Here is a 21675-nt window from a genome sequence, read left to right on the forward strand (position 1 = left end):
GGGGAATCACGATGAAGGAAACGGAACTGCTTCAAAAAGCCCGGGAATTCCTGCGGGAAAACCGGGAGGCCATCGTCGCGGACATCGGGGCGCTGGTGGACATCCCCAGCGTGCAGGGGAGCCCCGCACCGGGTGCGCCTTTCGGGGAGGGACCCCGCCGGGCACTGGACCGCGCTCTGGAGATCGCCGCCCGGATGGGCTTTGAGCCCCACAGCCACGAGAACTGCATGGGCTGGTTCGACCTGCCCGGAGAGCGGGAGGCGCACATCGCCACCATCGCCCATCTGGACGTGGTGCCCGCCGGGGAGGGCTGGACGTTCGAGCCCTTCCGGATGGAGCGGCGGGGGGACTGGCTGATCGGCAGGGGGACGGACGACGACAAGGGTCCGCTGGTCTACTGCATGTATCTGGCCAAATTCTTCCGGGAGAGCGGGATCAAACTTCGCTACACCCTGCGGACGCTGATGGGCTGCAACGAGGAGACCGGCATGGGGGACGTGGGCCCCTATCTGGCGGCCCAGCCCCAGCCCCTCTTCTGCCTCTCCTCCGACGCGCTGTTCCCGGTCTGCAACGGCGAAAAGGGGCTCTTCCAGGGGGAGTTCGTCTCCCCGAAGCTCGAAGGGAACGTGGTGGATATCCAGGCGGGGGAGGCCAGCAACATGATTCCCGAGCGGGCGGTCTGCCTGGTAAAATTCCGGGGCCGCCTGCCTTTGGGCCGCGAGGGGATCGAGGCGGCGACGGAGGACGGCCTCCTGCGAATCACCGCTCATGGGGTGGGGGCCCACAGCGCCATGCCGGAGCGGGGGAAAAACGCGATCGGTCTGCTGGTGGACTTTCTGCTGACCGAAGGTCTGACGGACGAGGACGAACGCCCCTTCTTTGAACTGCTGCACCGGCTGCACCTGTCCCCCTATGGGCAAGGGCTGGGCGTCGACTGTAAGGACGACGCGCTGGGCGCCCTGACCTGCGTGGGCGGGGTGATCCGGATGCGGGACGGCGTCGTCCGGCAGAACATCAACATCCGCTATCCCGCCGCCGTCACCGGCCCGGGGCTGGCGGAACGCCTGGAGGCCGCGGCGGGCGCGGCGGGGTCCGCGTTTTCCCTGATCAACTACTCGGAGCCCTTCTTCATCCCGGAGGAGGACCCGGTGATCCGGCTGCTGCTGGACGCGCACAGGGAGGTCACCGGCAGCGCCGCCCCCGCCTATACCTGGGGCGGCGGCACCTACGCCCGGTGCTTCCGGCGGGCGGTGAGCTTCGGCCCGGGACTGGCGGGGGAGGAAATCAAGCCGGACTTTGTGGGCGACTGCCACGGCCCCGACGAGGGGACCAGCCTGTCCACCCTGGACGAGAGCTTCCTCGTCTACGCGCTGGCGGTCCTGCGGATGCAGGGACTGGAGCCGGAAGAGCTGGGCGGCTGAAGAAGCCTGCCCGAAGCGGATCGGAAAAGGCGGCCAGTCGAAGCCTGGCCGCCTTTTTGTATAAGGCCGCGTTGGGGCAAAGAAAAAGGATCTTGTAAAGATCCTCGTGTACGGGCAATAGGCCGTAACGGGACGATGGGATTTTACCAATGAGGGAGAAGGGACGGTCCCATCCGCCCGGCCGGTAACAAAGGGAAGGGGTCGCTCATAGAATAAAACCAGCAAAGGGGGCGTATAGTTGTGCAATTTGGCGCTGACTCTCACAATCCATACGAGGCGGGAAAAATCATTGTTGCCATCCATCGCGATCCCGATTCACCAAACGCGTCCGGGGATGCGGCCGGCCGTGTTTTAAACGAACTTGCGTATGAAAAAGCGGAGTACATATTTCGTTCAAACGGGACGGGCGGCGAAGGCGGCGGGTTGGATCTGATCCTGGTCCATCTGAACAGCAGGGATGGAGCCGCGGTGGACGACGCGGTCGAACGGCTGTCGGCCAATCCTCATGTCGCGTATGCGGAGCCGGACTATCTGGAAGACCTTCACTTGATTCCCGACGACCCGCTGAACAGCCGGCTGTGGGGGCTGCAAAACATCCACGCGCCCGCGGCATGGAACTATACGACGGGGAGCGATCAAGTCGCGGTCGGCGTGATAGACACCGGCATAGACCATACGCATCCGGACATCCGGGCAAACATGTGGGCCTCACCGGACGGGCAGCTGGAGAACGGGTGGAATTTCGCCGGCAACGATCGCTATTCCATGGACTTGAACGGACACGGCACCCATGTCGCGGGTACCGTAGGCGCAGTGGGGAACAACGGGATCGGCATTGCCGGGGTATGCTGGAAAGTAAAGACGGTCTCCATGAAATTCGGCCTTGACGTCGCGTCAGCCATCGCGGCGATCTATTTTGCGAATCAATTTGAGATCCCCATCCTCAACGCCAGCTGGGGCGGCCGGTCCTATTCGCGCGCATTGAAAGATGCGATCGACCGGTACGGCGGATTGTTTATAGCATCGGCGGGGAACTCCGGCACAAATAACGACGCCGCACCCATCTATCCCGCCTCCTACACGAGCGGCAACATCCTATCCGTCGCGGCCATAGACCCGTATCACACCCTGGCGCGGTTTTCAAATTATGGATTTGAAAGTGTGGATATCGCCGCGCCCGGAACCGGTATTCTCAGCCTGGACCTGCAGGGCGGGTATACGCCCAAGAACGGCACTTCGATGTCCGCGCCGCATGTCGCCGGCGCGGCGGCCTTGCTGAAGGCGTATATGCCCGCCTTATCCGCCTCGACGATCAAAAACATCATCCTATCCAGCGCGGTGAAAATCCCCGGCTTGGCCGGGAAGGTCCTGACCGGCGGCGCGCTGGACGTGAACGCCATGTTTGAACTGGCCAACCGCCTGTAAAACAGAACCGGTGAAAGAACGGCGGACGGCCTCCTTCCGAAGGCTGAAACGCGGCTTCCAGCCAGCGGAAATGCAATAAAACCGCTTTTTAAGAAGTTCGCCTCCGGCGGCAGGCCGAACGGCATCTGCCGCTTTCCCCTTCGGGGGTGACAGGAGGTTTTTAGAGCCGGAGGCGGAAAATCGGACGTCAGTATGAAAAAAACCGAAGGCAAAGCCTTCGGTTTTTTGGCGCGCCCGAGGGGATTCGAACCTCCGACCTACCGCTTAGGAGGCGGTCGCTCTATCCGACTGAGCTACGGGCGCATAACACCATAATATTATAATGCGGAGGGATATTTTTGTCAACCGAACGCGGGGGGCCGGATTCGGCGTTTTCGCAGAAAAATCCAAAACCCACTTTTAAAGACCCATAAAAAGTGATATATTAATAACTGTATATGCTGGTGCTGTGCACCGGGCGCGGCAGTCCCGCGGGCACACGGGCGGCCGGCGCGACTCAGGCGCGGATTCGGCGCCGCAAAAGAGAGGAATGGAAAAACGGATGATTCGCGAAAAATCCTGCGGGGCGCTTGTCTACCGCAAAAAACAGGATAAGGTGGAACTCCTGCTCATCAAGCACCGCAACGGCGGGCACTGGTCCTTCCCCAAGGGGCATGTGGAATCGGGGGAAAACGAGTACCAGACCGCGCTGCGGGAGATCAAGGAGGAGACGGGGCTGGACGTCAACCTGCGGGACGGCTTCCGGCAGAGCGTCGAGTATTTCCCCAAGCCGCACGTCAAAAAGCAGGTGGTCTACTTTCTCGGCTATCCGGGCGGGGACGACACCGTCAGGCGGCAGGAGGAGGAAATCAGCGAGTACCAGTGGTGCCTGCTGGACGACGCGGACGGGATGGTCACCTTCCGCAACGACAAAAACCTCATCAACGAGGCCAAGCGGTTTTTGGCAAAGGACCGGGAACACTAAACGGACGCGGCGGCTTTTCCGAATGATTACGAAAGCGCAGGCGAACTGATTTGGATCGACAACCTATCCGGAGGAGCTGGCTCTTCTCCTTCCCCACGCGCACGATCACGCTGAGCTTTGCCGCGGTCATCCTCGTGGGGACGCTGCTGCTGATGCTCCCCGTGTCCAGCCGTACGGGCGCCTTTACCCCCTTTCTCGACTGCCTGTTCACGGCGACCTCCTCGACCTGCGTGACCGGGCTGGTCGTGCACGACACCTACGCCTACTGGTCCGCCTTCGGGCAGTGCGTCATCCTCGCGCTCATCCAGATCGGCGGCCTGGGACTCGTGACGCTGACCACCTTCTTCAACATCGCGATCGGCCGCAAGCTCGGCCTGCGCGGGATGCACCTCGCGCAGGAATCGGTCGCGTCCACCGGCCCGGACATCAACCAGCTCATGAAGGTGGTCATGATCACCGCGCTGACCGTCGAGACGGCGGGCGCGCTCCTGCTGGCGACCGTGTTCGTGCCCGAGTTCGGGGCGGAGGGCATCTTCATCTCGGTGTTCACCTCCGTCTCCGCCTTCTGCAACGCCGGGTTCGACATCTTCGGGCGGGCGGAACCGTATGTATCGCTGACCGGCTACGTGGGCAACCCGATCGTCGTCGGCACGGTGGGACTGCTCATCATTGTGGGCGGCATCGGCTTCATCGTCATCCACGACCTGCTCCAGTACCGGCGCACCAAAAAACTGCTGCTCCACACCCGCATCGTCATCGTCTCCACCGTTTCCCTCATCCTGGTGGGGATGGCGTTTACCGCCGTCTGCGAGTGGAACAACCCCTTCACCCTGGGAGGGCTTTCCGGGACGGGGGAGCGGCTCGGCGCGGCGTGGTTCCACTCGGTGAGCTGCCGCACGGCGGGCTTCAACGTCTTCCCGCTCGAGCCGATGCACGACATCACCAAGATCCTCTCCTCGCTGCTCATGTTTGTCGGCGCGGCGCCCGGCTCGACGGGCGGCGGCATCAAGTGCACGACCTTCGCGGTCATCTTTATGACCGTCTATAGCGTCGTGCGCGGCGACGAGGACACCGTCATCTTCCGCCGCAAGGTGGAGAAGAGCGCGGTCTATAAATCGCTGGCCGTCATGATCCTGGGGATTCTCGCGGTCACGATCACCGCCGCCTGCATCGTCGCCACGATGAGCGGCACCCACGCGGTCACCGGCGTGGACGCGCTTTTCGAGAGCGTCTCCGCATTCGCGACGGTCGGGCTTTCGGCGGGCATCTCGGCGGTCGCCAGCACCCTGTCGCGCATCCTGCTCATCTTCGAGATGTATATCGGGCGCCTCGGGCCGGTGACCTTCTTCCTCGCGCTGGCCATGCGCCCCACCGCCAACCGCAAGGAAATTCTGCCGGTCGGGAAGATCCAGATCGGCTGAGGGCGTTGTTGCATGAAAAATTGCCGTTCTGACGAACGGCAATTTCCGCCGATGGGCATTTACCGCATCATATACTCCACGCTGTCCAGCACGGTGCCGAGGGTCTTGATCGCCTTGGTCGCGTTCTGCTTGAGCTTTTTGCCGGGGTTCTTTTTGTGGTTCATCATATAAGCCGCGGTACCCGCCGCCATTGCCACCGCCACGCCGGTCACCGCTGTCGCCGCCGTTTTGTTCATAGGATTGCACCTCCGTAAATTTAGTTGGTTCCGCGGAACGCACCCGATGCGTCCCATACTGACAGTATGCCCTGCGCGCGGCGGAGCGATTACGCAAACTTTCTGGAAACGGCTATCCGAGGAAATGAATTCCAATTTTGTGAGGTGAATGTTATGACGGACCGTCCGCCGCGCGTCGCGGCCATCCACGGGCTGGCCGGCTTCGGCCGGAGCTCGCTCGCCGTCGTGACCCCCACGCTCTCCGCGATGGGGATCCAGGTCTGCCCGGTGCCGACGGCGGTCCTCTCCACCCACACGGGCGGGCTGGGCGAGGTGGAATACCGCGACCTGACCGACTATATCCGCCCCTGCTTCGAACATTACCAGCGGCTGGAGCTCGGGTTCGAGGGGATCTATTCCGGCTTTCTCTCCAACCCCTCGCAGGCGGACGACGTGGCCGCGTTCATCGCGGCGTGGCCGGACGCGCTGGCCGTCGTCGACCCGGTGATGGGGGATCACGGCAAGCCCTACCGCACCTGCACCCCCGCGCTGATGGAGCGGATGCGCAGCCTCGTGCGCAGCGCGGCGGTCATCACCCCCAATCCGACCGAGGCGGCCATCCTGCTCGGCGAGCCCTACCGTCCCGAACCCCTCGCGCGCCAGCCGCTCAAAAGCATGCTCGCGCGGCTGGGAGAACTCGGCCCGCGCCACGTGGTGATCACCGGCGTGGAACTGGCGTCGGGGGAATGCGCGGCCGTGGGATACGACCGCGGGCGCAACGCCTTCTGGTACGTGGGGTACGAATATGTCCCGGCGGCCTATCCCGGCACGGGAGATATCTTCGCAAGCGTGCTCACCGGCGCGATGCTCAGGGGGGACAGCTTTCCGATCGCGATGGCGCGCGCGACCCGGTTCGTCGAGCTGGCGATCAAGACGACCTTCAGCTATGGGACTGACACGCGCTACGGCGTCATGTTCGAGCGGTGCCTCGGCTGGCTGACCCACGATGAGATCCTCAAGGGCTACAAGCCGCTTTAAACATTGAAAAGCCCCCGGCTCCATGAGTCGGGGGCTTTTTATTCGGATTCAGAAGGGCAGGTCGTTCCCGCCGCCCCAGCTGGTTTCGTGGTAGGCGCGTTCCACGGCGCGGCGGTAGATGGAATACCCCGCCGTGACGCAGCATACCAGAACGGCAAGCGCGACCGGGACCACCAGCCACAACAGGGAAAGAAAGCGTTTGTCGTTGCGATCCATCGGGATTCCCCTCCATGCGCGCGAGGCGCCGAAATTTTCACCAGCTACTATGATACCGCAAAATGGGAAAACCGTCAACCGGGCCGGGCGGCCCCGCGCGGCCCGGAAAAACAAATAACACTGCCACCGGAGGTGACAGTGTCACAGAGAAAAGGCTGCATGGAGCCGCTTATTTGGCGGCGGCGAGCTTCTTCATAAGCGCGGACTTCCTGTGCGCGGCGGCGTTCTTGTGCAGGATGTTCTTCGAAGCGGCCTGGTCGACCTTCTTGATCGCGACGCGGATCGCGTCGGCAGAATCGGCGGCACCGGCGGCAACCGCAGCATCCGCCTTCTTCAGCACGGTTTTGAGGTTGGTCTTGACCGCTTTATTCTCAAGCGCCTTCTTCTGGGCAACGAGCACTCTTTTTTTCGCAGATTTGATATTCGGCATGGTTCACACCTCCTTGTCCGCTGGATATCATCAGACAGTACAAGTTATGATAGCATCTTTTTTGAAAAAATGCAATACCCCGCAAGAAATTTTTCCTGCAAAAAAGAGGGGCGGCGCACCGCGCCGCCCCTCTTTTTTAGCGAAAGACCAGATATTGATAGGTGACGCCCGCCTCGTTGAGGGCGGCGACCCGTCCGGAGACGGGCGTTGCCGAACTGAGCACCGAAAACCCCGTCTCGGTGACCAGCGCGGCCTGTGAAGAACCGCCGCCGGCGAGAAAGGCCGCCCGGAGGGCGACGGTGGTCTGGTCGACCGGCTGGAAGGGGTTTTCACCGGCGGCAAAGACGATTCCGAAGGCGGGGGAGAACCCGAGGGAAATTTCCTGCATGGGCTGTCCGTCCCCCTCGTAGCTGCCGAGCACCGGGACGGCTCCCGTCCACGCCGCGCGTTCCTGCGCGGAGACGTGCGCGGCACCGTCGGCCGTGTGGGCGTGGAGCGCTCCGTCGATCTTTTGGTTGTCCGCGTTGAAGTCGGCCATCTTGGGCCGGTCGGTGCCGCTCCACTGGTTGAGCTGCAGATGTTCCGTGCTGTTGGTGCTTGCCATTGCTTCACTTCCTTTTTCAGGTTGGCGTGCCCCGGCCGGGGGGCGCGGGGGCGAAAAACGGCGGGCATGCCGCCCGCCTCCCGCACGGCAAAGCCGCGCGGGGCAGCCGCCCGCGGCGGCTGGTTTTTCGCCCGGTCAGCGGGTCTCCGGGAGCTGCCCGGCGTCGATCTCCGCCCAGGCCAGGTCCTTTTCATCGAGCTGCGCGGCGGTGAGGCCGGACGCGTCCAGCCGTTCCCACGAGAGGCTGCCGAAGTTGTCCGCCGCGCCGACGCCCACGGGCAGCAGCGCCGCGAGCAGCCGGAGGAGCGCCGCGTTGTCCGGAATGAGCCCGCCCGCGCCCAACCCCTCCGCGAGGACGCGGTTCTGTCCGTCCTGTTCGCGCAGGGAGAGGTCCGCGCCGAGCGCGCGAAAGTGGGATTCGAGCGCCCCGGGCGTGCAGCCCGGGCCGCGCGCCAGCGCGGCGGAAGCCTCCCGCAGCGCGGAAAGCTCCATGCCGGCGGGGACGCGAAAGCCGCAGAGGGCGCAGAGGCGCTCGAGCTGCGCGCGGTCCGCGCGCGGGGAAAAGAAGGACGCCTCACAGCGCTCAAGCGCGGAGGAGAGCAGCGCGAACGCCGCTTCGTAGGCCGAAAGCTCACGGAAGACGGATCCGCCGGGTCTCAGGTCATAGAGGCCGGTCGCGGCCGTCCGGGGAAAGAGCCCCATCGCTTACCCTCCCATCCGCGTGACGGAGAGTTCCCCCGCCCGCAGCACCTGCGCCGGGCCGGCCGCCAGGTCGGCGGCGGGCAGCAGGACGCGGCAGTTGGTCACCTCTTCGCGGTCCATTGCGAGCGCGCAGAGGCGCGCCACGGGCAGCCCCGCGCCGACCGGCATGCGGTCGAGCGTCTCCCGGACACGGCCGAGCAGGGCCTCCCGCACCTCGGAAAAGCATTCCGCCGGGGCTTCGATCTCAATGGAGACGCCGGCGGCGACCGCCTCGGCGCTTTCGACCGTGACCGTGTCGCAGGGGGCGCGCATCCCGCCGAGCGCCTCCGACAGACCGGCAAGCACCGCCTCCGGGACGGCCGGCGCTCCGTCCGCCGCCGCATAGACGGTGAGGGAACCGGGACGTTCTCCCGCGCATACGGCCGCGCTTCCGATACCCGGCCACGCCTCGGCTGCCGCACGGTAGCTTTCGCCGTTTACGCCGTTCGCGGGGCGGGCCCAGGCGGCGAGCAGGCGGCGGCGCAGCGAATCGTCCCCCTCCGCGTCCGTCCCGCCGGCAAAGGGCGCGCCGTTCTCCACCGCCGCGACTCCCGCCGCGAGGCGGCGCGGCAGCGTGACGCTGCCCGCGGCGGCGTTGCCGCCGCGGCCCGCCAGGGCGGCCCGCGCCGCCAGCGTGGCGGACGTCTCCCCCGCGGGGATGCTTCCCGCGTCCGTGGTGAGATACACCCGCCCGTCCGGGGCCGCGCACGCGGTCCCCGCCGGGATCGGAACCTCCCCGGCCGTTCCCGGCGCGCGGGTAAAGGTGAGTTCCCCGGCGGCGTGCGCGGCGGGCCTGCGGGAAATCCCCCGCAGCGCGGCGAGGGCGTCGAGCGCCTCGCCCTTCGCGGTCAGCGGGTCGGACTGCCGCGCGGCCTCGTCGAGCCGCGCGGAAAAGTCCGCGAGCTCGCCCGCCAGCGCGTGAAAGCGCAGCGCGATGTCCGACGCCTCGTCGGGGACGAAGCCGGAAAGCGCGCTGTAACGCGCGGTCATCGCGCGGTAAAACTCCTGTTCGTTCATATGTCCACCTCCAGTTGATAGTCCCGCCCCGCCAGCGCGAGGGTGACCCGCACCGTCAGCCGCCGCGCGCCGGGTTCCCACGCGCATTCCGCCGCGCGGACCTCGAACTGCGGCAGGGGGGCGAGCGCCAGGCGCGCGTCGGCGAGCGCCCGCGCGTCGCGGGCTCCGGCGGGGCCGTCCGCGCCGAGGCGGTGCAGCGTGCTGCCGAAGGCGGGATCGTGGGGCAGGCTTCCCCGCCTCACCGCGAGCCGGATGGCGGCGCGCTGCAAAAGCTCCCGTTCGCCGCCGACCATGACGGGGCTTCCGAGAGAATCGCAGAGGTGTCCGCCGTCAATGAGCAAAGCGTCCATCATACGCCCTCCTTTTCCTACAGGTAGCCGCGGTCGACGAGCGTGAGCTCGGTCGACGCGCCGGAGGAAGCGAGCCGGTGCCGCACCTGGTGCACCAGCAGCCCCTCAAAGGTCTCATATCCGCCCGACACGGACGCGGTGTCGCAGACCGAGATATCGAGCAGTCCGGGGCAGGTGACGGTGACCACCCGCTTGCCGAGCATTGAACGGCGGATGCGCAGCATCGCGTCGATCTGGCCGCCGGTGGGGGTCAGCGTGTACTCGACCGACGGAATGAGGTACCGCTTGCGCACGAGCCCGAGCGCGGAGGCCTCGGGGTTGTTGTAGGCGTAGCTGTACGCGCCGTCGTCGTCGCGGATGACGAACCGGGTGATGGGGGAGTAGCGGTTGTCGGTGATCTTGAGGCATGTGTACCGCTGGGCCCCCGCGTCCCGGTTGGAGATTCGATGGAAGCTTCCCTCTCCGGGATTCATCTTGCAGACGACCCGTCCCGCGTCGTCGATGCGGGCGATCCCCTGGCTCCCGTTGCGAAAGAAGTTGGAAAGCGCCTCCCATTCGCTCGTCCCCTTCAAAATCTGGTACTGGTTGAAGAAGACGTCGAAGTCGGTGATCAGTGTGGAGAAGCCGTAGGGCCGGATGTGCTCGTCGAAGAGCTCGGTGAGGGAAAGCCCGGTGGTATAGGTCTGCGGCAGGGCCTCGTTGTCGAGCAGCACCGCGCCGATGCTGCGTGCGATCAGCTTGAGCCGCCGCCCGTCCGCGTCCTCGGTGACCGCCGCCTCGTCGGGCCTGCCGGAAAAGAGCGTCCGCCCACCGATTTTCACCTCGACGGAGCGCAGGTCGCCGCAGGCGCGCGCGCAGGGGAAAATCCCCTCGAACGAGTGCGCGGGCGAGTCGAGCGATTTGACGATTTCCCATTCGAGCGGCGCGGGCAGCAAAACGGCGTTATCCGCCGAATCCTTCACCGTGCAGGACCATTCGCCGGTCAGTTCGGTCATGCGCCCACCCCTCTCTGTGCGGCGCGTTCGACGAATTCGAGCGTGTAGGTAAGCACCCGCCCGTCCCCCTGCGCCATGTAGGCGAAGCGGGAGACGGCGGCCTCAAAGCTGCCGCCCGCGGGCAGGTAGAGGAGGGCGAACCCGCCGCCCGTGCAGGCCGCGGAGATTTCCGCAAGCTTTGCCGCCGCGCCCTCGGGCGTGGGGGCGAAGACCTCCCCCTCGCACCTTGCGACGCGGCAGCGGGGGCCGAGCTCCTGCACCGCCGCGCCGCAGCCGGGGAAGACCTGCGGCGCGAGGGTCCCGGTATAGCTCAGTTCGATCCGCCTGGGATTGTGCGGGAAGACGAACTCCCCATACTGCATCCTGCTCATGAGAAGTCCTCCATTTCGTTGGTGATCGGGTGCGGGTAGCGCCGGGCCTGGGTTTTGAGGCGGTCGTTGAGCTGCCCGAGCAGGCCTCCCTCCCCCCTGCCCGAGCAGGCCTCCCTCCCCCTCGCCGGAAACCCGCCACCCCACCGGGGCGGGGGAGGCGTCCTCAAACCCCGCGGCCTCATAGTCCGGCAGGGCGGGCGTGTAGGCGGCCTGCCCGGTGGAGAGCCCGTCCCCCACCGGCCGCGCGGTGTCCAGATAGCGGTCCCACACCATGGGAACGTCCATTTTGGCGGGGTAGTTGACCGCCGCGCGGGATTTCGTGTAGTCGGAATAGACCTTGAGGTTTTCGGCCAGCTCGGCGTCGAGGTTCAGCATGGAAATTCCTCCTCCGAAAAGCTCTCGTTGAAGGAATATTCCTCCCGGTCGAAGCCGTCCTCCTCCGCCCCGCCGAAGGGCAGGTCCCCCTGCGCCCAGTAGAGGCGGCAGAGCCCGGCGATCTGCCCGAGGGTGTACCGGCGCAGCGCCCCCGCGGGGGTGCGCAGCCGGTCGGGCCCGTCAAGCGTCTGCCAGAGCAGCACGCAGTTGTAGGCGAGCGCGTAGGCCTCCTCGCCGCCCAGCCCCCGCTTTCCGAGCCGGGGCATCATCGCGCAGGCGCGCTGACGGTGGGAAAGGCGCTGGGCGGCGTTCTGCCTGCAAAAATGGACGCCGCGCCCCTCAAAGGGGACGGTGAAACGCTCCGCCGCGCCGCGCCTCATGACCGCACCTCCATGCGCGAACGCGCCACGAGGGTGAGGCTCTCATAGACGAGGTCGCCCAGCGGGGCGTCCTCGCCGATCGCCGACCACTGGCACCCGGAATAGATGATCTTGCCGTCGGGCCGCACGATGACGACGTTGAAGTCCTCGAGGGAAAAGAAGTCCACGTCGGAGGCGGGGGAGACGACCACCCGCACAAGTTCGAGCACGTGGCGGATGCGCCCGCCCACGGTGCCCACCGGCTCCGCCGAACCGAACGCCTCGACATAGCGGCTCTCGCGGGTGGATTTGGCCTTGTAGCTCTGGGCGGTGGCCAGGCGGCGGCCGTCCACCTCGATGTAGATGTCCTTGCTTGTCGGGAAACTGATAAATGCCATTTTGTCCTCCTTCCGCTCTAAACCACGATGTCGGCCGCGATCACGATCTGGTTGATCTCGGGCGCGACCCGCAGCGACAGCGTCGCCACACAGACGGACGCGTCGTCCGGGTGGGCGGCGACCCGGGGCGGCCGGTAGCTGTCGATCACGCCGAGCGCGCGCTCCCGCTCGAGCTCGACGGTGATCTGCGACGCGATGCTCTCCCGCGTGACGGCGTTGTTTTTGAGCCCGCGCAGCCGCGCGCGGACGGCGCGGCGCACCGCGCCGACCACCTCGTCCACCGCGAGCACGGTGGAGAGGGCGGAAAAGGTGCTGTCGGGCAGCCCGTTCACCGTGCGGCTTGTGGTGACGGCGCGCACGCACCGCACCTCGCCGCCGCACCGCTCAAAGGGGGTGACGCCCGCGCGCAGCAATTCTTCCGTTTCAGCGGCGGTAAGCCCGCCGTCGAAGGGGATGTCGAGCGGGACCGCGAGGCCGGAAAGGCTGCCCGCGTTCGCGGCGGCCAGGGCCGCCGCGAACGCCGCCGCGGTACGCGCGGTGTTCGTCCCCCCGTCGCACAGGACGGCGACGCGGCGGTTGTCGGCCGCGGCGGCGGTTTCGCGGGCCGCTTCGGTCCCCGCAACCGCGAGCAGTCCCACCCGCTCCCTTCCCGCCGCGCAGCAGGCGTCCACATGCGCGCAGAGCGCCTCGGCGCCCCCGTCGCATACCACCACGAAGAGATTTTCCTCGGTTTCCAGCGCGGCGAGCGCGGCGGCGTAGTCCTCACCGGCCGCGGCGGCGTAAACCGGGACGACGCCCGCGGCAAGCAGCGTCTGCGCCATGCCGTAGAGGACGCTCTCCGTGCCGAACGCCGCGGCGTCGGCCAGCGTGTAGAGCTCGGCCACGCCGGACCCGGAATAACCGGCGCCCGCCCGCGCGGCGACGGCGACGCCCCGCCCGGCGGGACAGCCGCCCGCATAAGGCCGCACGCTCGTATGGATAAAGACCCCGGGCCGCATGGAATCAGGTCGTTTGATCATAGGGTCACACTTCCTTTGCCTTGATGATGATGTCGGTGAATCCTTCGCCCTCCGCGTCCTCATTCGGAAGGAGCAGCCCCGCGAGGACCGCCTCTGCGGTCAGCACGAGGCAGCCGGTCTCCCGGTCGAACGCGGCGTCCCCGCAGTGGATTTCCACCGCGCCGAACGCGTTCTTCTGGAAAAAGAGCGCGCCGCACAGCCGGTCGAAGAGGCCGTGGCAGCCGGGATTTCCGCCGGGCGGGCAGAGGATGTCGAACCGCAGGGTGAGCTTCACCCGTCCCCCCGGCGCGGCGGCGCGCTCGACGCCGGAAATCCCGACCGCGACGCAGGCCTGCCGGGTCGGGACTCCCTTGTAACCGCCCGGGAACTCTTCCCGGACGGCGATCCCTTCGAGAAGCGGGCTCTCCCGCAGGAAGGCGGCCATCTCCGCACGCAGGCCGGTCAGCGGATCAGTCATGCTTCAGATTCCTCCCTTACCAGCCGCGCCGCCGCCCAGCGAAACGCCGGATCGCCGCCGCAGTAAAAATCGTGGCAGAGCAGGATCTCATAGCGTTCGCCCCCCACCGTGAGGATGGAACCCTCCCGCACCCGCTCGCCACCACCCGAAAGCGGCCCGTAGTAGATGAACTGCCGCGGGTCGATTTTCCCGAACCGCGACTGAATGTTCTGCGTGCGCGCCTGCGTGTCGTAGGCGCGCGGCTGCACGCAGGCGAAGAAGCGGAAGACCGCCCCGTCCTGCTCGAGCGCCGTCTCCCGGCCGCACTGCCTGATGGCGGCCGTCACCGCCCCGGCGATGCTCATGCCTCCACCTGCCTGAAGGACGCGCATCCGCAGTCCAGAAGATCGGCGGCCCCTGCGAGCAGCTCGTCACGCAGCAGCCGTGTCCCCTCGAGGCCGTCCTCCGCCGGGGAGAGGGAAATATCCCCCACCCGGATGCTCTGCGTGTTCTGCCGGGAGAGCGCGTACTGGTAGCAGGCCTCCCCGGCGGCGGCGAGCAGCAGCCGCTCGTCCGCCGCGTCCGCGCCCGGCAGCAGGTGTTCGGCCAGGCGCGCTGCCGCTGCCGCGCAGAGCGGCTTCCAGCCCTCCGCCCCGTCCGTCTCCAGCCCCGCCAGCCGCACAAATCGGCTGAAAATGGCTTCCGTATCCATAAAACGCCTCCTTTACACGGCGGGGGAACACATTTCCCCCGCACCCCCATTGCGCGGCGGAAAACCGGCCGCCTCCGGCGTCCGGCCGTCCGGGGCTTCGCCCCGCCCGGCTGCGCGGGCCCGTTTCCTCGGGCCCGCGCGTTTTCCGCCGCTTTGCCGCGCGCCCTCCGGCGCGCTTTTTGCGTCTCGCCTTACGCGGTCTTGAGCGTCAGGACCTTCACCGCGTCGGGGAAGATCTTGGCGAACCCGCTGGTCGAGGTGACGGCGGCGCGTTCAAGCTGGGTGTTGATGAGCTTGTCGTAATCGACGGTGATGTCGCCGGCGGTGACCATCTCAAGCGCAAAGTTCTTGTCGAGCGCGACGATGGTGCCGGCGGGCACGGCGGCGCAGCGGATGACGTTCGCGCCGAGCGGGGTGCCGATCATGCCGCTGCCGGTGAAGTTGAGTCCGGCGACGGGATCACGCAGCTCGGTGAGGACAAGAAGCTTCTGCATCATGTCGGGGGAGGCGATCAGCGTGTTCATCTGGAAGTCGCTGAACCTGCCCCACAGGGCGAGCAGATCGTCGTAGGAGAGCTTGCCGGCCTCGGCGGTCTTGACGACCTCGGCGGCGTTGCCGTTGGCGTCGCCGGGCGCGTCGCCGTTGATCAGCACGTTCACCGCGTCGGCGAGCTGAGCCTTGGTGATGTAGGCGCCGATCTGCTTCAGGGTGATCGAGAAGAGGTCGATGCGCTGGAACTTGACCGCCTCATAGGAGGCGACGAGCATACGGCCCCGCTTGGTGAGCCGGACGAGATTGTCCTTGAGCTTGATGACCGTCTCGGGGATGGCCGCGCCCTCGGCGACGACCGAAGCGGACACGTCGTGCCCGTCGGCGGTGGCGATGGTGCGGTAGTCGAGCGAGTTGATGACCGTTTTGGACGCGATGATGCTCTGGATCACTGCGCTCTCATCCATGCCCTGCAGGACGGCGCGTGCCACATATTCGGGGAAGAGGGCGGCGGAATCGCTCGTGCCGAAGAACTTGGCGATCGTATCGCTCTTGGGACCGCTCACCCGGATGTCGAACCGCTTGAGCTGGCGCTGAAAGGCGTCGAGCCCGGCCAGCTCGGTGCCGGCGTAGGCGGCGGAGGGATCGAGCTTTTCGAGCTGGTCGGAAAAGGGGACCCCCGCCTTGTACATCGTCTTGTCGAGCCGGATATTCTGGTAGTTTGCCATATGCTTCATCCTTCCTGTCAAATACAAAATGCACCGTTGTCGGACGGCTTTTCCGGTTTCCCGCCGAGCTGCAAAAAGGCGGGAGCCTTCCCCGCGAACCCCTTGCAGAAGGCGTCGAGCTGTCCTTCGTCCATGCCCGCGGCGGCGGATTCGGCGGCGGCCGCGTCAAGCGCGGGCAGCGCGAAGGCCGCCAGCCGCACGAACTCCTTCCGCTTTTCCATAAGCCGCGCCCGTCCGGCCTCGGCGAGCGCGCCGAGCTCCCGGAGCTGCTTTGCCAGCGCAAGCGCCTGCGCGTGGCCGAGCGTTACCCCGCCGCCCCCCTCGAGCGATTTGACGAGATCCTCCCCGGCGGTATGCGCGCCCTTGGTGACCCCGGCCCGCTTCTGGGCGGGGACCGCGACAAACGACCATTCGTAGGCGTCGGTGGGGTTTCGAAGCTCGTGCCAGCAGAGCGCGCCGCCGTATTCCTGTCCCGCCTCGTGGGAGCAGGGCCTTTCCCGCACGTCCGCTCCGCAGATTGAGCACTCCGCCCGTTCGACGGCGCAGCCGACGCTGACCTCCTTTTTGATACCCGCGTCGATCTCGAGGATGAGATCGGCGTTCTTGTCGCACCGCACCATGTAGGCCCACGCGCGCAGCGCGGCGTAGGGTTCCCCGGCGGCGGTCAGACGGCCCTGGTCGGTCTCCACGGCGGTCTCAAAGATGCGTGCGGTCTGGTTTTCTCCGCGCGGGTTGTGGTCGAAGATGCCCGTCTTTCCCACAAAGAGCGCCGCCAGCTTTTCGAGCGACGCGGCGGGGAACCGCTCGTAGTCGCGGTCGACCTCGTTGTCGCAGAGCAGGAGCGAAAAGACATAGACCTCTTCCGCGGAGAGCTCCCGCCGGGAAAAGCGGTTGATTTTGGCGAGCTGTTCCCCCGTCGCGGGGGTATCCGCCGCCTTTTGGATGACTGCCTGTTTCATCGGTTCTCCTCCGTCCGCTCCAGTTCCCGCGCGAGCTTGTCGGCCTGCAAATTCTGCAGGCGTGCGTTGGCAAGCTCCAGCTCGTCCTGGAGGTTGATGTTGTCCCATGCGATGTCCACGCCGCAGGCGTAGCCCCGCAGGCGCAGAAAGACCGTGCAGATGCGGATGAGTACGGGGGTGAGCAGGCGGCGGTAGCTCTCCAGCTCGGAGGTGAGGATATCCGCCTGCTGCGCGCTCATCCGTTCGGTGGTCGACCAGTTGAGGCCGAGCAGGAAGGGCGGCACGCCGAGCTTGGCGACGATCTGCTCGAGCATCTGCCGGACCGGCACCTCGGTGCCGATCATCTGGTTGTCCGCGCCGATCACCTTGATGTCCACGTCCCCCACGGCGACGAAATCCTTGATCGCCCCCTGCTTGACCGAATCCATCGCGTCGGCCCATTCGCGTGCGATGTTCTCCGCGATCTCCCTGGCGCACGCCCGGTCGACCGCGTTGGCGCCGGGACGGTAGGTCACGGCGTAGCGCAGGTTGGCGATCCGCTCGAAGTTCTGCCCGATCGACGCGTAGATCTTCATCAGCACGTCGGACACGAAGGGCAGCCCGGCGAGCAGCGAGGCGCCGCGCAGCTCCCCGGCCGCGGGGTTAAGCGCCGAAAAGACGATGAGCTCGGGCCAGGGGACGGGAACGGGGGCGAGCCCGTCCTTCGCGGCGCACACCTGCACGCCGAAGGGTGAACCCGCGTCCCGGAACGCGATGTTGCGCAGCGGCGCGTTATAGAGCCCGGCGACGGATTTCCCGTCCGCCGCGACCACGATTTCACCGACCGCGTTTCCATAGGTGAGCAGGCTGTCTAGATAGCAGCGCACGAAGCTCTCCATGCCCCACGAGACCGCGCCGACCGGCACCCCGCGAAAAAACGCCTCCAGCTCGGCCTGCGCCGCGCGGTTGGAGCAGACGGGCGCACACCCGCCGACCAGCCGCCCGATCTTGTCGATCGCCGCGTCGATCACCGGGATGGCGCGCCGCAGCCCGTCATAGACCGCGCAGTCGGGCGTGGCCAGCGGCAGCAGGCCGTCCCAGCCCCGGCAGGGCTCGCGGGCGGTCTGTACGCTGACCGCCGCCTCCCCCCGCCGGAAAAAATCCCTGATTTTCAAATTGATCCTCCCCTCGGGGCGGGGGCAAACCAGATGTTTTCCCCCGCGCCCCCTTTCGTTGCCGCCGCCCTCCGGCGGCGTATCCATCCCCGCCCGGCGCGCATTCGCCGCCGCGGGGCCGCCCCGCGCTTCGCGCGGGGAGCGCGCGCCGCCTGCGGCGGCCCGCGCCCGCCGTCCCTCCGGTCCGGCGCGGCCCCGCCCCTCATCCCCGCGCCACCGCGGCGGCGGCGCAGCCCGGCTCCCCGCGCGCAAGCAGGGTGGCGGCAAAGTAGCGGATGTCGTCCATGGCGTGGTCGTTCTGCTTGACGGGCGCGTCCCGCCCGGCGCGCTCGTCCCAGCGGTAGAGCCCGAACTCCCGGATCGTGTCGGCGCACCCGGCGCAGAAGCGGAGCCTTTCCTCCCGGAGCAGCTCGCTCACCAGCCGGATGCCGTCCGCCACATCGTTTTTGGCGGGCAGGGCGGGAAATCTGCCGTGCCGCCGGATGCAGGCGAGAAAACTCGCGGCGGACGGATCGACGACGACCGCCTCGACGGGCCGGTCCCCGGCGAGCGCTTCGAGCGCGGCGTAATATTCCTCGTCGGTCTTTAGCTCTCCCGTCCTGCGGGAGTCGTGGTAGTATTCCGCCAGCCGGTACCAGACGCCGCCCGCCTCCCCCCACAGCCCGAAGGAGGCGGGGTTGACGGTGCCGTAGTCGCAGGAGATGAAATAGCGGGAGCAGGCCGGCGCGGAATCCACCACATGCCGGAGCGGGTCGAACATCGGGTAGACGGCGCCCTGCGCGGCGGTCCACCTGCCCAGGACGAACCGCTCGCGGAACGCGCCGGAGTAGAGCTGCTCATACCGCCGCAGGACGGCGGGGGAGAGGGCGGGGTTGTCGCGCATGGTGAAGTGCAGATAGAGGGCGTTTTTTTCCTTCGCCTTGAGGATCCACTCGGTGTAAAACCAGTGCTGCGGATGCTCGGGATTGCAGGAGAACCACAGCCGCGCGCCCTCGACGGAGCAGCGCGCCACGGCCTGCTCGACAAAGGAGCGCGGCATGAGCGCGGCCTCGTCGAGCAGCACGCCCGCGAGGGTGACCCCCTGGATAAGCGCGGCGCTCCCCTCGTCCCGCCCGCCGAAGAGATAGAAGCGGTTGCGCCGGTTTTGGAAGGCAACCTCGAGCACGCCGCGGGAAAGCCGTTCCTTCACCGCGAAGCCGAGCTCCCGCAGGCAGGGAAGCAGCGGGGACACGACGTTGCGGCGCAGGGCGGCCACCGTCTTGCCGCAGAGCGCGAAGCACTGCCCGTCAAAGCCTGTCATCGACCAGAGGAGGAACCCGAGCGAAAGGCAGAACGTCTTGCCGCTGCGCACCGCCCCGTCGCAGATGACCGCGTCGCGGGCTTCATGGGGGCTTCCCGGCCGCCACCAGGTGAGCGCGGTCATCTGCTTTTGGGAGAACCGGGTGAAATCACCCATCCGCCCCGTCCTCCGCGCGCGGGTCGTCGGCGGGGGCCTGCGCCGACCGGGCGAGCGCCGCGAGCAGGGAGCCCGCCGCGTTCTGCTCGCCGCCGTCAAGCCCCGCGAGCAGCGAAAGAGCCTTGAGCCGGTCGCAGAACTTGATCTCCACCCCGCCCCCCTTGGGGAGCCGCACCTCGGCCACATGGAAGAGGTCGGCGGCGGAGGCCGGGCCTCCCTCGCCGGAAAGCAGCGGCAGCGCGCCCGCGGCGTCCCCCAGCGCGATGCGTTCGAGCCCTGCCCGCGCGAGCGACGCGGGCGCGCCGAAGGAGAGCTCCTTTCGCAGCCGGGCGATCGATCGGCGCACCTTCGCGTCGCCCAGCAGCGCCGCTGACTGCATGCCGCAGTCTCCGGCGCCGAAGCCCGCTTTACGCGCGGCCTCCTCGGGCGGAAAGCCGCGCGCCATATAGACGCAGAAGGCCCTCCGCCTCTGCGTGTTGAGAGAGGGTTTCATAGGCCACATCCTTTCACCCGTACCGGAAAACGGGGCGGAAATTGCGGAAAAACGCAACGAACGCGCCGGGAGAAAAAATATTTTTTCAAAAACCCTGCGGAAGTGCGCCGCAAACTGGCGGATACTTGACTAAACTGTGAAGAAAATGGTAAATTATAAGGTACAGCAGGCGCGCCTGCACGACAGAAAAGGGAGCTGGAAAAGCCGGAATGTCCGTTTTGAATATCGTCCTGATCGAACCGCAGATTCCCCAGAACACGGGGAACATCGCGCGGACCTGCGCGGCGACGGGGGCGCGGCTGCACCTGGTGGGGCCGCTGGGCTTTGAGATCACCGACGCGAAGCTCAAGCGCGCCGGTCTGGACTACTGGCGCCTGCTCGACATCACCACCTATGAGAGCACGCCGGAATTCTTTTCCCGCAACCCGCGGGGCGAGTTCTACTATTTCACCACGAAAGCCCGCCGGACCTATACCGATATCGCCTACCCGGACGACGCGTACCTCGTGTTCGGCCGGGAGGACGCGGGCCTGCCGGAGGAGCTGCTCCGCGCGAACCCGGACCGTTGCGTGCGCCTGCCGATGATCGCGGGGGCGCGCAGCCTGAACCTCTCCAATACGGTGGCGGTGGCGGCCTACGAGACGCTGCGGCAGTGGGGATTCCCGGCGCTCCAAAACCATGGAAAGCTGACGAAATACGACTGGGACGCGGTCCCTTTGTGATGGGAGAAACAGATGGGAAAGAAAAAGACGACGGATCAGAGGATCCTGCTGATGACCGATTCCGCGAGCGATATCTCCGACGCCGACCTGCTGGAGGGCGGCATCGTCATGCTGCCGATCCCGATCGCGATCGACGGCAAGGGCTATCTTGAGCGGGTGGATTTCACCACCCGGGAATTTTACGAGCGGCTGACGGCGGCAAAGGAGCTGCCCGTGACGAGCCACATCCTGTCGATCACCTACCAGCAGGCGTACCTTGACGCGTTCGAGCAGGGCTATACCGACGTGATCAACACGACGATCACCTCGGTGGGCTCCAACATGTTCGAGGCGGCGGTGTTCGGCAAGCAGCAGTTTTATAAGGAGCACCCCGAGGCGGAGGGGAAGATGAACATCACCGTGCTCGATTCCGGCACCTACACGCTGGGCTACGGCTACCCGATCGTCGAGGCGTCCAAGATGATCAAGGCGGGCAGGAGTGCGGAGGAGATCACCGCCTGGCTCGACGATTTCTACGCGACGGTGGAGATCATCTTCGCCGCCTACTCGCTCGAATACGCGCGGAAATCGGGCCGCATCCCGGCGGCGTCCGCGTTTGTCGGGGACGTGCTCGGCCTGCGCCCGATCATATCGATTGTGGATGGGGTGACGACGGTGGTGGAGAAGGTGCGCGGGGACAGAAACGTCGTTCCGCACATTGTGGATTACGCCTACGGCCGCGCGGTGGACAAAAAGGCGCCGACGGCGGTCATCTGCGGCTCGGTGGAGCAGTACGGGGAAGACATTTACAAGGCGGTCGCCAAAAAATTCGGACACGCGCCGAAGGCGCGCTACCTCGCGGGAGCGTCGATCGCGATCAACTCGGGCCCGAAGGTCGCGGGCGTGATCGTGCGCGGGGAAAAACGGATCAACACCCGGGCGCGGGAGCAGGATTTCATCCGGGGCTGAGGGCGCCGCAGGCGCTTTTTGCACATGTCGTGTGCAAAAATCCCCAAAGAAAACGTCAAACCTTGCGGCATGGCTGTTCAAAGCAGGGAAAATGGGCAAAAGCCCTTGCAAAATGCGGGTTGTTGCATTAAAATATTCATGGTTTCAGGTTATGCAATCTGCATCAATCGACCGGGTAAGTCTATGCCAATTTACATAAAATGAAGGGTGGCTATTTCA

Annotated in this window: 27 protein-coding genes and 1 tRNA gene; 7 read left to right on the forward strand and 21 right to left on the reverse strand. The window is 66.3% G+C overall.

The features are described 5' to 3' along the window. The first annotated feature begins 11 nt into the window (after positions 1-11). Positions 12-1421: a Sapep family Mn(2+)-dependent dipeptidase gene (locus C1A13_RS01320; RefSeq protein WP_101548430.1), complete on the forward strand. Its 1410-nt coding sequence runs from the start codon at positions 12-14 to the stop codon at positions 1419-1421. Positions 1422-1661: 240 nt separating this feature from the next. Next, positions 1662-2846, forward strand: coding sequence for a S8 family peptidase (locus tag C1A13_RS01325; protein WP_101548432.1), 1185 nt, complete (start codon positions 1662-1664; stop codon positions 2844-2846). Positions 2847-3072: 226 nt separating this feature from the next. Here the strand turns inward: C1A13_RS01325 and C1A13_RS01330 are convergent. After that, positions 3073-3149 (reverse strand) — tRNA-Arg (locus tag C1A13_RS01330). Positions 3150-3387: 238 nt separating this feature from the next. On the opposite strand from C1A13_RS01330, the gene C1A13_RS01335 reads away from it, so the two are divergent. After that, positions 3388-3810, forward strand: coding sequence for a bis(5'-nucleosyl)-tetraphosphatase (locus C1A13_RS01335; protein WP_101553158.1), 423 nt, complete (start codon positions 3388-3390; stop codon positions 3808-3810). Positions 3811-3860: 50 nt separating this feature from the next. Continuing rightward, a complete protein-coding gene (locus C1A13_RS01340; RefSeq protein WP_242970792.1) occupies positions 3861-5231 on the forward strand; it encodes a TrkH family potassium uptake protein in 1371 nt (456 codons plus the stop codon). A gap of 59 nt (positions 5232-5290) precedes the next feature. Here C1A13_RS01340 and C1A13_RS14765 read toward each other — a convergent pair whose 3' ends face one another. Further along, positions 5291-5467 carry a hypothetical protein gene (locus C1A13_RS14765; RefSeq protein ID WP_158595661.1) on the reverse strand — a complete coding sequence of 59 codons (177 nt, stop codon included), beginning with the start codon at positions 5465-5467 and terminating at the stop codon, positions 5291-5293. A gap of 153 nt (positions 5468-5620) precedes the next feature. Here C1A13_RS14765 and C1A13_RS01345 point away from each other — a divergent pair, with 153 nt between their 5' ends. After that, the gene (locus C1A13_RS01345; RefSeq protein WP_101548434.1) at positions 5621-6484 is read left to right on the forward strand and encodes a pyridoxamine kinase; all 864 of its coding nucleotides are present in this window, start codon (positions 5621-5623) and stop codon (positions 6482-6484) included. Positions 6485-6532: 48 nt separating this feature from the next. On the opposite strand, the gene C1A13_RS14770 is transcribed toward C1A13_RS01345, so the two are convergent. From C1A13_RS14770 to C1A13_RS01435, 19 genes are all read right to left on the reverse strand, one after another. After that, the gene (locus C1A13_RS14770; RefSeq protein ID WP_158595660.1) at positions 6533-6700 is read right to left on the reverse strand and encodes a hypothetical protein; all 168 of its coding nucleotides are present in this window, start codon (positions 6698-6700) and stop codon (positions 6533-6535) included. A gap of 169 nt (positions 6701-6869) precedes the next feature. Beyond that, complete coding sequence (gene rpsT / locus C1A13_RS01350) at positions 6870-7130, reverse strand: 30S ribosomal protein S20 (protein WP_101548436.1); 261 nt, start codon at positions 7128-7130, stop codon at positions 6870-6872. 136 nt (positions 7131-7266) lie between these two features. Beyond that, a complete protein-coding gene (locus tag C1A13_RS01355) occupies positions 7267-7734 on the reverse strand; it encodes a hypothetical protein (protein ID WP_101548438.1) in 468 nt (155 codons plus the stop codon). A 135-nt stretch (positions 7735-7869) separates the two neighbouring features. Then, entirely contained in the window at positions 7870-8436 is a 567-nt protein-coding gene (locus C1A13_RS01360; RefSeq protein ID WP_101548440.1) for a hypothetical protein, read from the reverse strand. 3 nt (positions 8437-8439) lie between these two features. Beyond that, positions 8440-9492 carry a baseplate J/gp47 family protein gene (locus C1A13_RS01365; RefSeq protein ID WP_172439118.1) on the reverse strand — a complete coding sequence of 351 codons (1053 nt, stop codon included), beginning with the start codon at positions 9490-9492 and terminating at the stop codon, positions 8440-8442. Then, on the reverse strand, positions 9489-9842 hold the full coding sequence (locus C1A13_RS01370; protein ID WP_101548444.1) for a hypothetical protein: 354 nt from the start codon (positions 9840-9842) through the stop codon (positions 9489-9491). The genes C1A13_RS01365 and C1A13_RS01370 overlap by 4 nt, the downstream gene beginning before the upstream one ends. A 17-nt stretch (positions 9843-9859) precedes the next feature. Further along, positions 9860-10837 (reverse strand): hypothetical protein, encoded by a 978-nt coding sequence (locus tag C1A13_RS01375; protein WP_101548446.1) that lies wholly within the window; start codon positions 10835-10837, stop codon positions 9860-9862. Further along, positions 10834-11583 (reverse strand): hypothetical protein, encoded by a 750-nt coding sequence (locus C1A13_RS01380; RefSeq protein WP_101548448.1) that lies wholly within the window; start codon positions 11581-11583, stop codon positions 10834-10836. Before C1A13_RS01380 ends, C1A13_RS01375 begins: the two co-directional genes overlap by 4 nt. Then, positions 11577-11963: a hypothetical protein gene (locus tag C1A13_RS01385; protein WP_101548450.1), complete on the reverse strand. Its 387-nt coding sequence runs from the start codon at positions 11961-11963 to the stop codon at positions 11577-11579. The genes C1A13_RS01380 and C1A13_RS01385 overlap by 7 nt, the downstream gene beginning before the upstream one ends. Beyond that, complete coding sequence (locus C1A13_RS01390) at positions 11960-12340, reverse strand: hypothetical protein (RefSeq protein ID WP_101548452.1); 381 nt, start codon at positions 12338-12340, stop codon at positions 11960-11962. Before C1A13_RS01390 ends, C1A13_RS01385 begins: the two co-directional genes overlap by 4 nt. Positions 12341-12357: 17 nt before the next feature. After that, positions 12358-13359, reverse strand: a complete 1002-nt coding sequence (locus C1A13_RS01395; protein ID WP_172439119.1) for a phage tail sheath subtilisin-like domain-containing protein — start codon at positions 13357-13359, stop codon at positions 12358-12360. A 4-nt stretch (positions 13360-13363) separates the two neighbouring features. Next, on the reverse strand, positions 13364-13816 hold the full coding sequence (locus C1A13_RS01400) for a hypothetical protein (RefSeq protein ID WP_101548456.1): 453 nt from the start codon (positions 13814-13816) through the stop codon (positions 13364-13366). After that, positions 13813-14160 (reverse strand): hypothetical protein, encoded by a 348-nt coding sequence (locus C1A13_RS01405; RefSeq protein WP_101548458.1) that lies wholly within the window; start codon positions 14158-14160, stop codon positions 13813-13815. The genes C1A13_RS01400 and C1A13_RS01405 overlap by 4 nt, the downstream gene beginning before the upstream one ends. Next, positions 14157-14507, reverse strand: a complete 351-nt coding sequence (locus tag C1A13_RS01410; protein ID WP_101548460.1) for a hypothetical protein — start codon at positions 14505-14507, stop codon at positions 14157-14159. Before C1A13_RS01410 ends, C1A13_RS01405 begins: the two co-directional genes overlap by 4 nt. A 191-nt stretch (positions 14508-14698) precedes the next feature. Next, the gene (locus C1A13_RS01415; RefSeq protein ID WP_101548462.1) at positions 14699-15724 is read right to left on the reverse strand and encodes a phage major capsid protein; all 1026 of its coding nucleotides are present in this window, start codon (positions 15722-15724) and stop codon (positions 14699-14701) included. Between the two features lie 17 nt (positions 15725-15741). Next, a complete protein-coding gene (locus C1A13_RS01420) occupies positions 15742-16683 on the reverse strand; it encodes a hypothetical protein (protein ID WP_101548464.1) in 942 nt (313 codons plus the stop codon). Beyond that, the gene (locus C1A13_RS01425) at positions 16680-17837 is read right to left on the reverse strand and encodes a phage portal protein (protein ID WP_242970793.1); all 1158 of its coding nucleotides are present in this window, start codon (positions 17835-17837) and stop codon (positions 16680-16682) included. The genes C1A13_RS01420 and C1A13_RS01425 overlap by 4 nt, the downstream gene beginning before the upstream one ends. A 202-nt stretch (positions 17838-18039) precedes the next feature. Then, complete coding sequence (locus C1A13_RS01430) at positions 18040-19293, reverse strand: PBSX family phage terminase large subunit (RefSeq protein ID WP_101548469.1); 1254 nt, start codon at positions 19291-19293, stop codon at positions 18040-18042. Further along, entirely contained in the window at positions 19286-19786 is a 501-nt protein-coding gene (locus tag C1A13_RS01435) for a hypothetical protein (protein WP_101548470.1), read from the reverse strand. The genes C1A13_RS01430 and C1A13_RS01435 overlap by 8 nt, the downstream gene beginning before the upstream one ends. Positions 19787-19995: 209 nt before the next feature. On the opposite strand from C1A13_RS01435, the gene C1A13_RS01440 reads away from it, so the two are divergent. Next, entirely contained in the window at positions 19996-20508 is a 513-nt protein-coding gene (locus tag C1A13_RS01440; RefSeq protein ID WP_101548471.1) for a tRNA (cytidine(34)-2'-O)-methyltransferase, read from the forward strand. Positions 20509-20520: 12 nt separating this feature from the next. Continuing rightward, positions 20521-21456: a DegV family protein gene (locus C1A13_RS01445; protein WP_101548472.1), complete on the forward strand. Its 936-nt coding sequence runs from the start codon at positions 20521-20523 to the stop codon at positions 21454-21456. Positions 21457-21675: the final 219 nt, after the last annotated feature.

The sequence above is a fragment of the Anaerotruncus massiliensis (ex Togo et al. 2026) genome (genome assembly GCF_900199635.1).
In the GTDB taxonomy this organism is placed as follows: domain Bacteria; phylum Bacillota; class Clostridia; order Oscillospirales; family Ruminococcaceae; genus Anaerotruncus; species Anaerotruncus massiliensis.

What these genes read in the sequence shown, in the direction of transcription:
- C1A13_RS14770 (WP_158595660.1), bottom strand. Translation starts at nt 6,700, where the DNA reads ATGGATCGCAACGACAAACGCTTTCTTTCCCTGTTGTGGCTGGTGGTC.
- C1A13_RS01445 (WP_101548472.1), top strand. Translation starts at nt 20,521, where the DNA reads ATGGGAAAGAAAAAGACGACGGATCAGAGGATCCTGCTGATGACCGAT.
- C1A13_RS01430 (WP_101548469.1), bottom strand. Translation starts at nt 19,293, where the DNA reads ATGGGTGATTTCACCCGGTTCTCCCAAAAGCAGATGACCGCGCTCACC.
- C1A13_RS01370 (WP_101548444.1), bottom strand. Translation starts at nt 9,842, where the DNA reads ATGGACGCTTTGCTCATTGACGGCGGACACCTCTGCGATTCTCTCGGA.
- C1A13_RS01380 (WP_101548448.1), bottom strand. Translation starts at nt 11,583, where the DNA reads ATGCTGAACCTCGACGCCGAGCTGGCCGAAAACCTCAAGGTCTATTCC.
- C1A13_RS01415 (WP_101548462.1), bottom strand. Translation starts at nt 15,724, where the DNA reads ATGGCAAACTACCAGAATATCCGGCTCGACAAGACGATGTACAAGGCG.
- rpsT (WP_101548436.1), bottom strand. Translation starts at nt 7,130, where the DNA reads ATGCCGAATATCAAATCTGCGAAAAAAAGAGTGCTCGTTGCCCAGAAG.
- C1A13_RS01435 (WP_101548470.1), bottom strand. Translation starts at nt 19,786, where the DNA reads ATGAAACCCTCTCTCAACACGCAGAGGCGGAGGGCCTTCTGCGTCTAT.
- C1A13_RS01395 (WP_172439119.1), bottom strand. Translation starts at nt 13,359, where the DNA reads ATGATCAAACGACCTGATTCCATGCGGCCCGGGGTCTTTATCCATACG.
- C1A13_RS01400 (WP_101548456.1), bottom strand. Translation starts at nt 13,816, where the DNA reads ATGACTGATCCGCTGACCGGCCTGCGTGCGGAGATGGCCGCCTTCCTG.
- C1A13_RS01405 (WP_101548458.1), bottom strand. Translation starts at nt 14,160, where the DNA reads ATGAGCATCGCCGGGGCGGTGACGGCCGCCATCAGGCAGTGCGGCCGG.
- C1A13_RS01345 (WP_101548434.1), top strand. Translation starts at nt 5,621, where the DNA reads ATGACGGACCGTCCGCCGCGCGTCGCGGCCATCCACGGGCTGGCCGGC.
- C1A13_RS01390 (WP_101548452.1), bottom strand. Translation starts at nt 12,340, where the DNA reads ATGGCATTTATCAGTTTCCCGACAAGCAAGGACATCTACATCGAGGTG.
- C1A13_RS01385 (WP_101548450.1), bottom strand. Translation starts at nt 11,963, where the DNA reads ATGAGGCGCGGCGCGGCGGAGCGTTTCACCGTCCCCTTTGAGGGGCGC.
- C1A13_RS14765 (WP_158595661.1), bottom strand. Translation starts at nt 5,467, where the DNA reads ATGAACAAAACGGCGGCGACAGCGGTGACCGGCGTGGCGGTGGCAATG.
- C1A13_RS01355 (WP_101548438.1), bottom strand. Translation starts at nt 7,734, where the DNA reads ATGGCAAGCACCAACAGCACGGAACATCTGCAGCTCAACCAGTGGAGC.
- C1A13_RS01375 (WP_101548446.1), bottom strand. Translation starts at nt 10,837, where the DNA reads ATGACCGAACTGACCGGCGAATGGTCCTGCACGGTGAAGGATTCGGCG.
- C1A13_RS01365 (WP_172439118.1), bottom strand. Translation starts at nt 9,492, where the DNA reads ATGAACGAACAGGAGTTTTACCGCGCGATGACCGCGCGTTACAGCGCG.
- C1A13_RS01360 (WP_101548440.1), bottom strand. Translation starts at nt 8,436, where the DNA reads ATGGGGCTCTTTCCCCGGACGGCCGCGACCGGCCTCTATGACCTGAGA.
- C1A13_RS01410 (WP_101548460.1), bottom strand. Translation starts at nt 14,507, where the DNA reads ATGGATACGGAAGCCATTTTCAGCCGATTTGTGCGGCTGGCGGGGCTG.
- C1A13_RS01440 (WP_101548471.1), top strand. Translation starts at nt 19,996, where the DNA reads ATGTCCGTTTTGAATATCGTCCTGATCGAACCGCAGATTCCCCAGAAC.
- C1A13_RS01335 (WP_101553158.1), top strand. Translation starts at nt 3,388, where the DNA reads ATGATTCGCGAAAAATCCTGCGGGGCGCTTGTCTACCGCAAAAAACAG.
- C1A13_RS01420 (WP_101548464.1), bottom strand. Translation starts at nt 16,683, where the DNA reads ATGAAACAGGCAGTCATCCAAAAGGCGGCGGATACCCCCGCGACGGGG.
- C1A13_RS01320 (WP_101548430.1), top strand. Translation starts at nt 12, where the DNA reads ATGAAGGAAACGGAACTGCTTCAAAAAGCCCGGGAATTCCTGCGGGAA.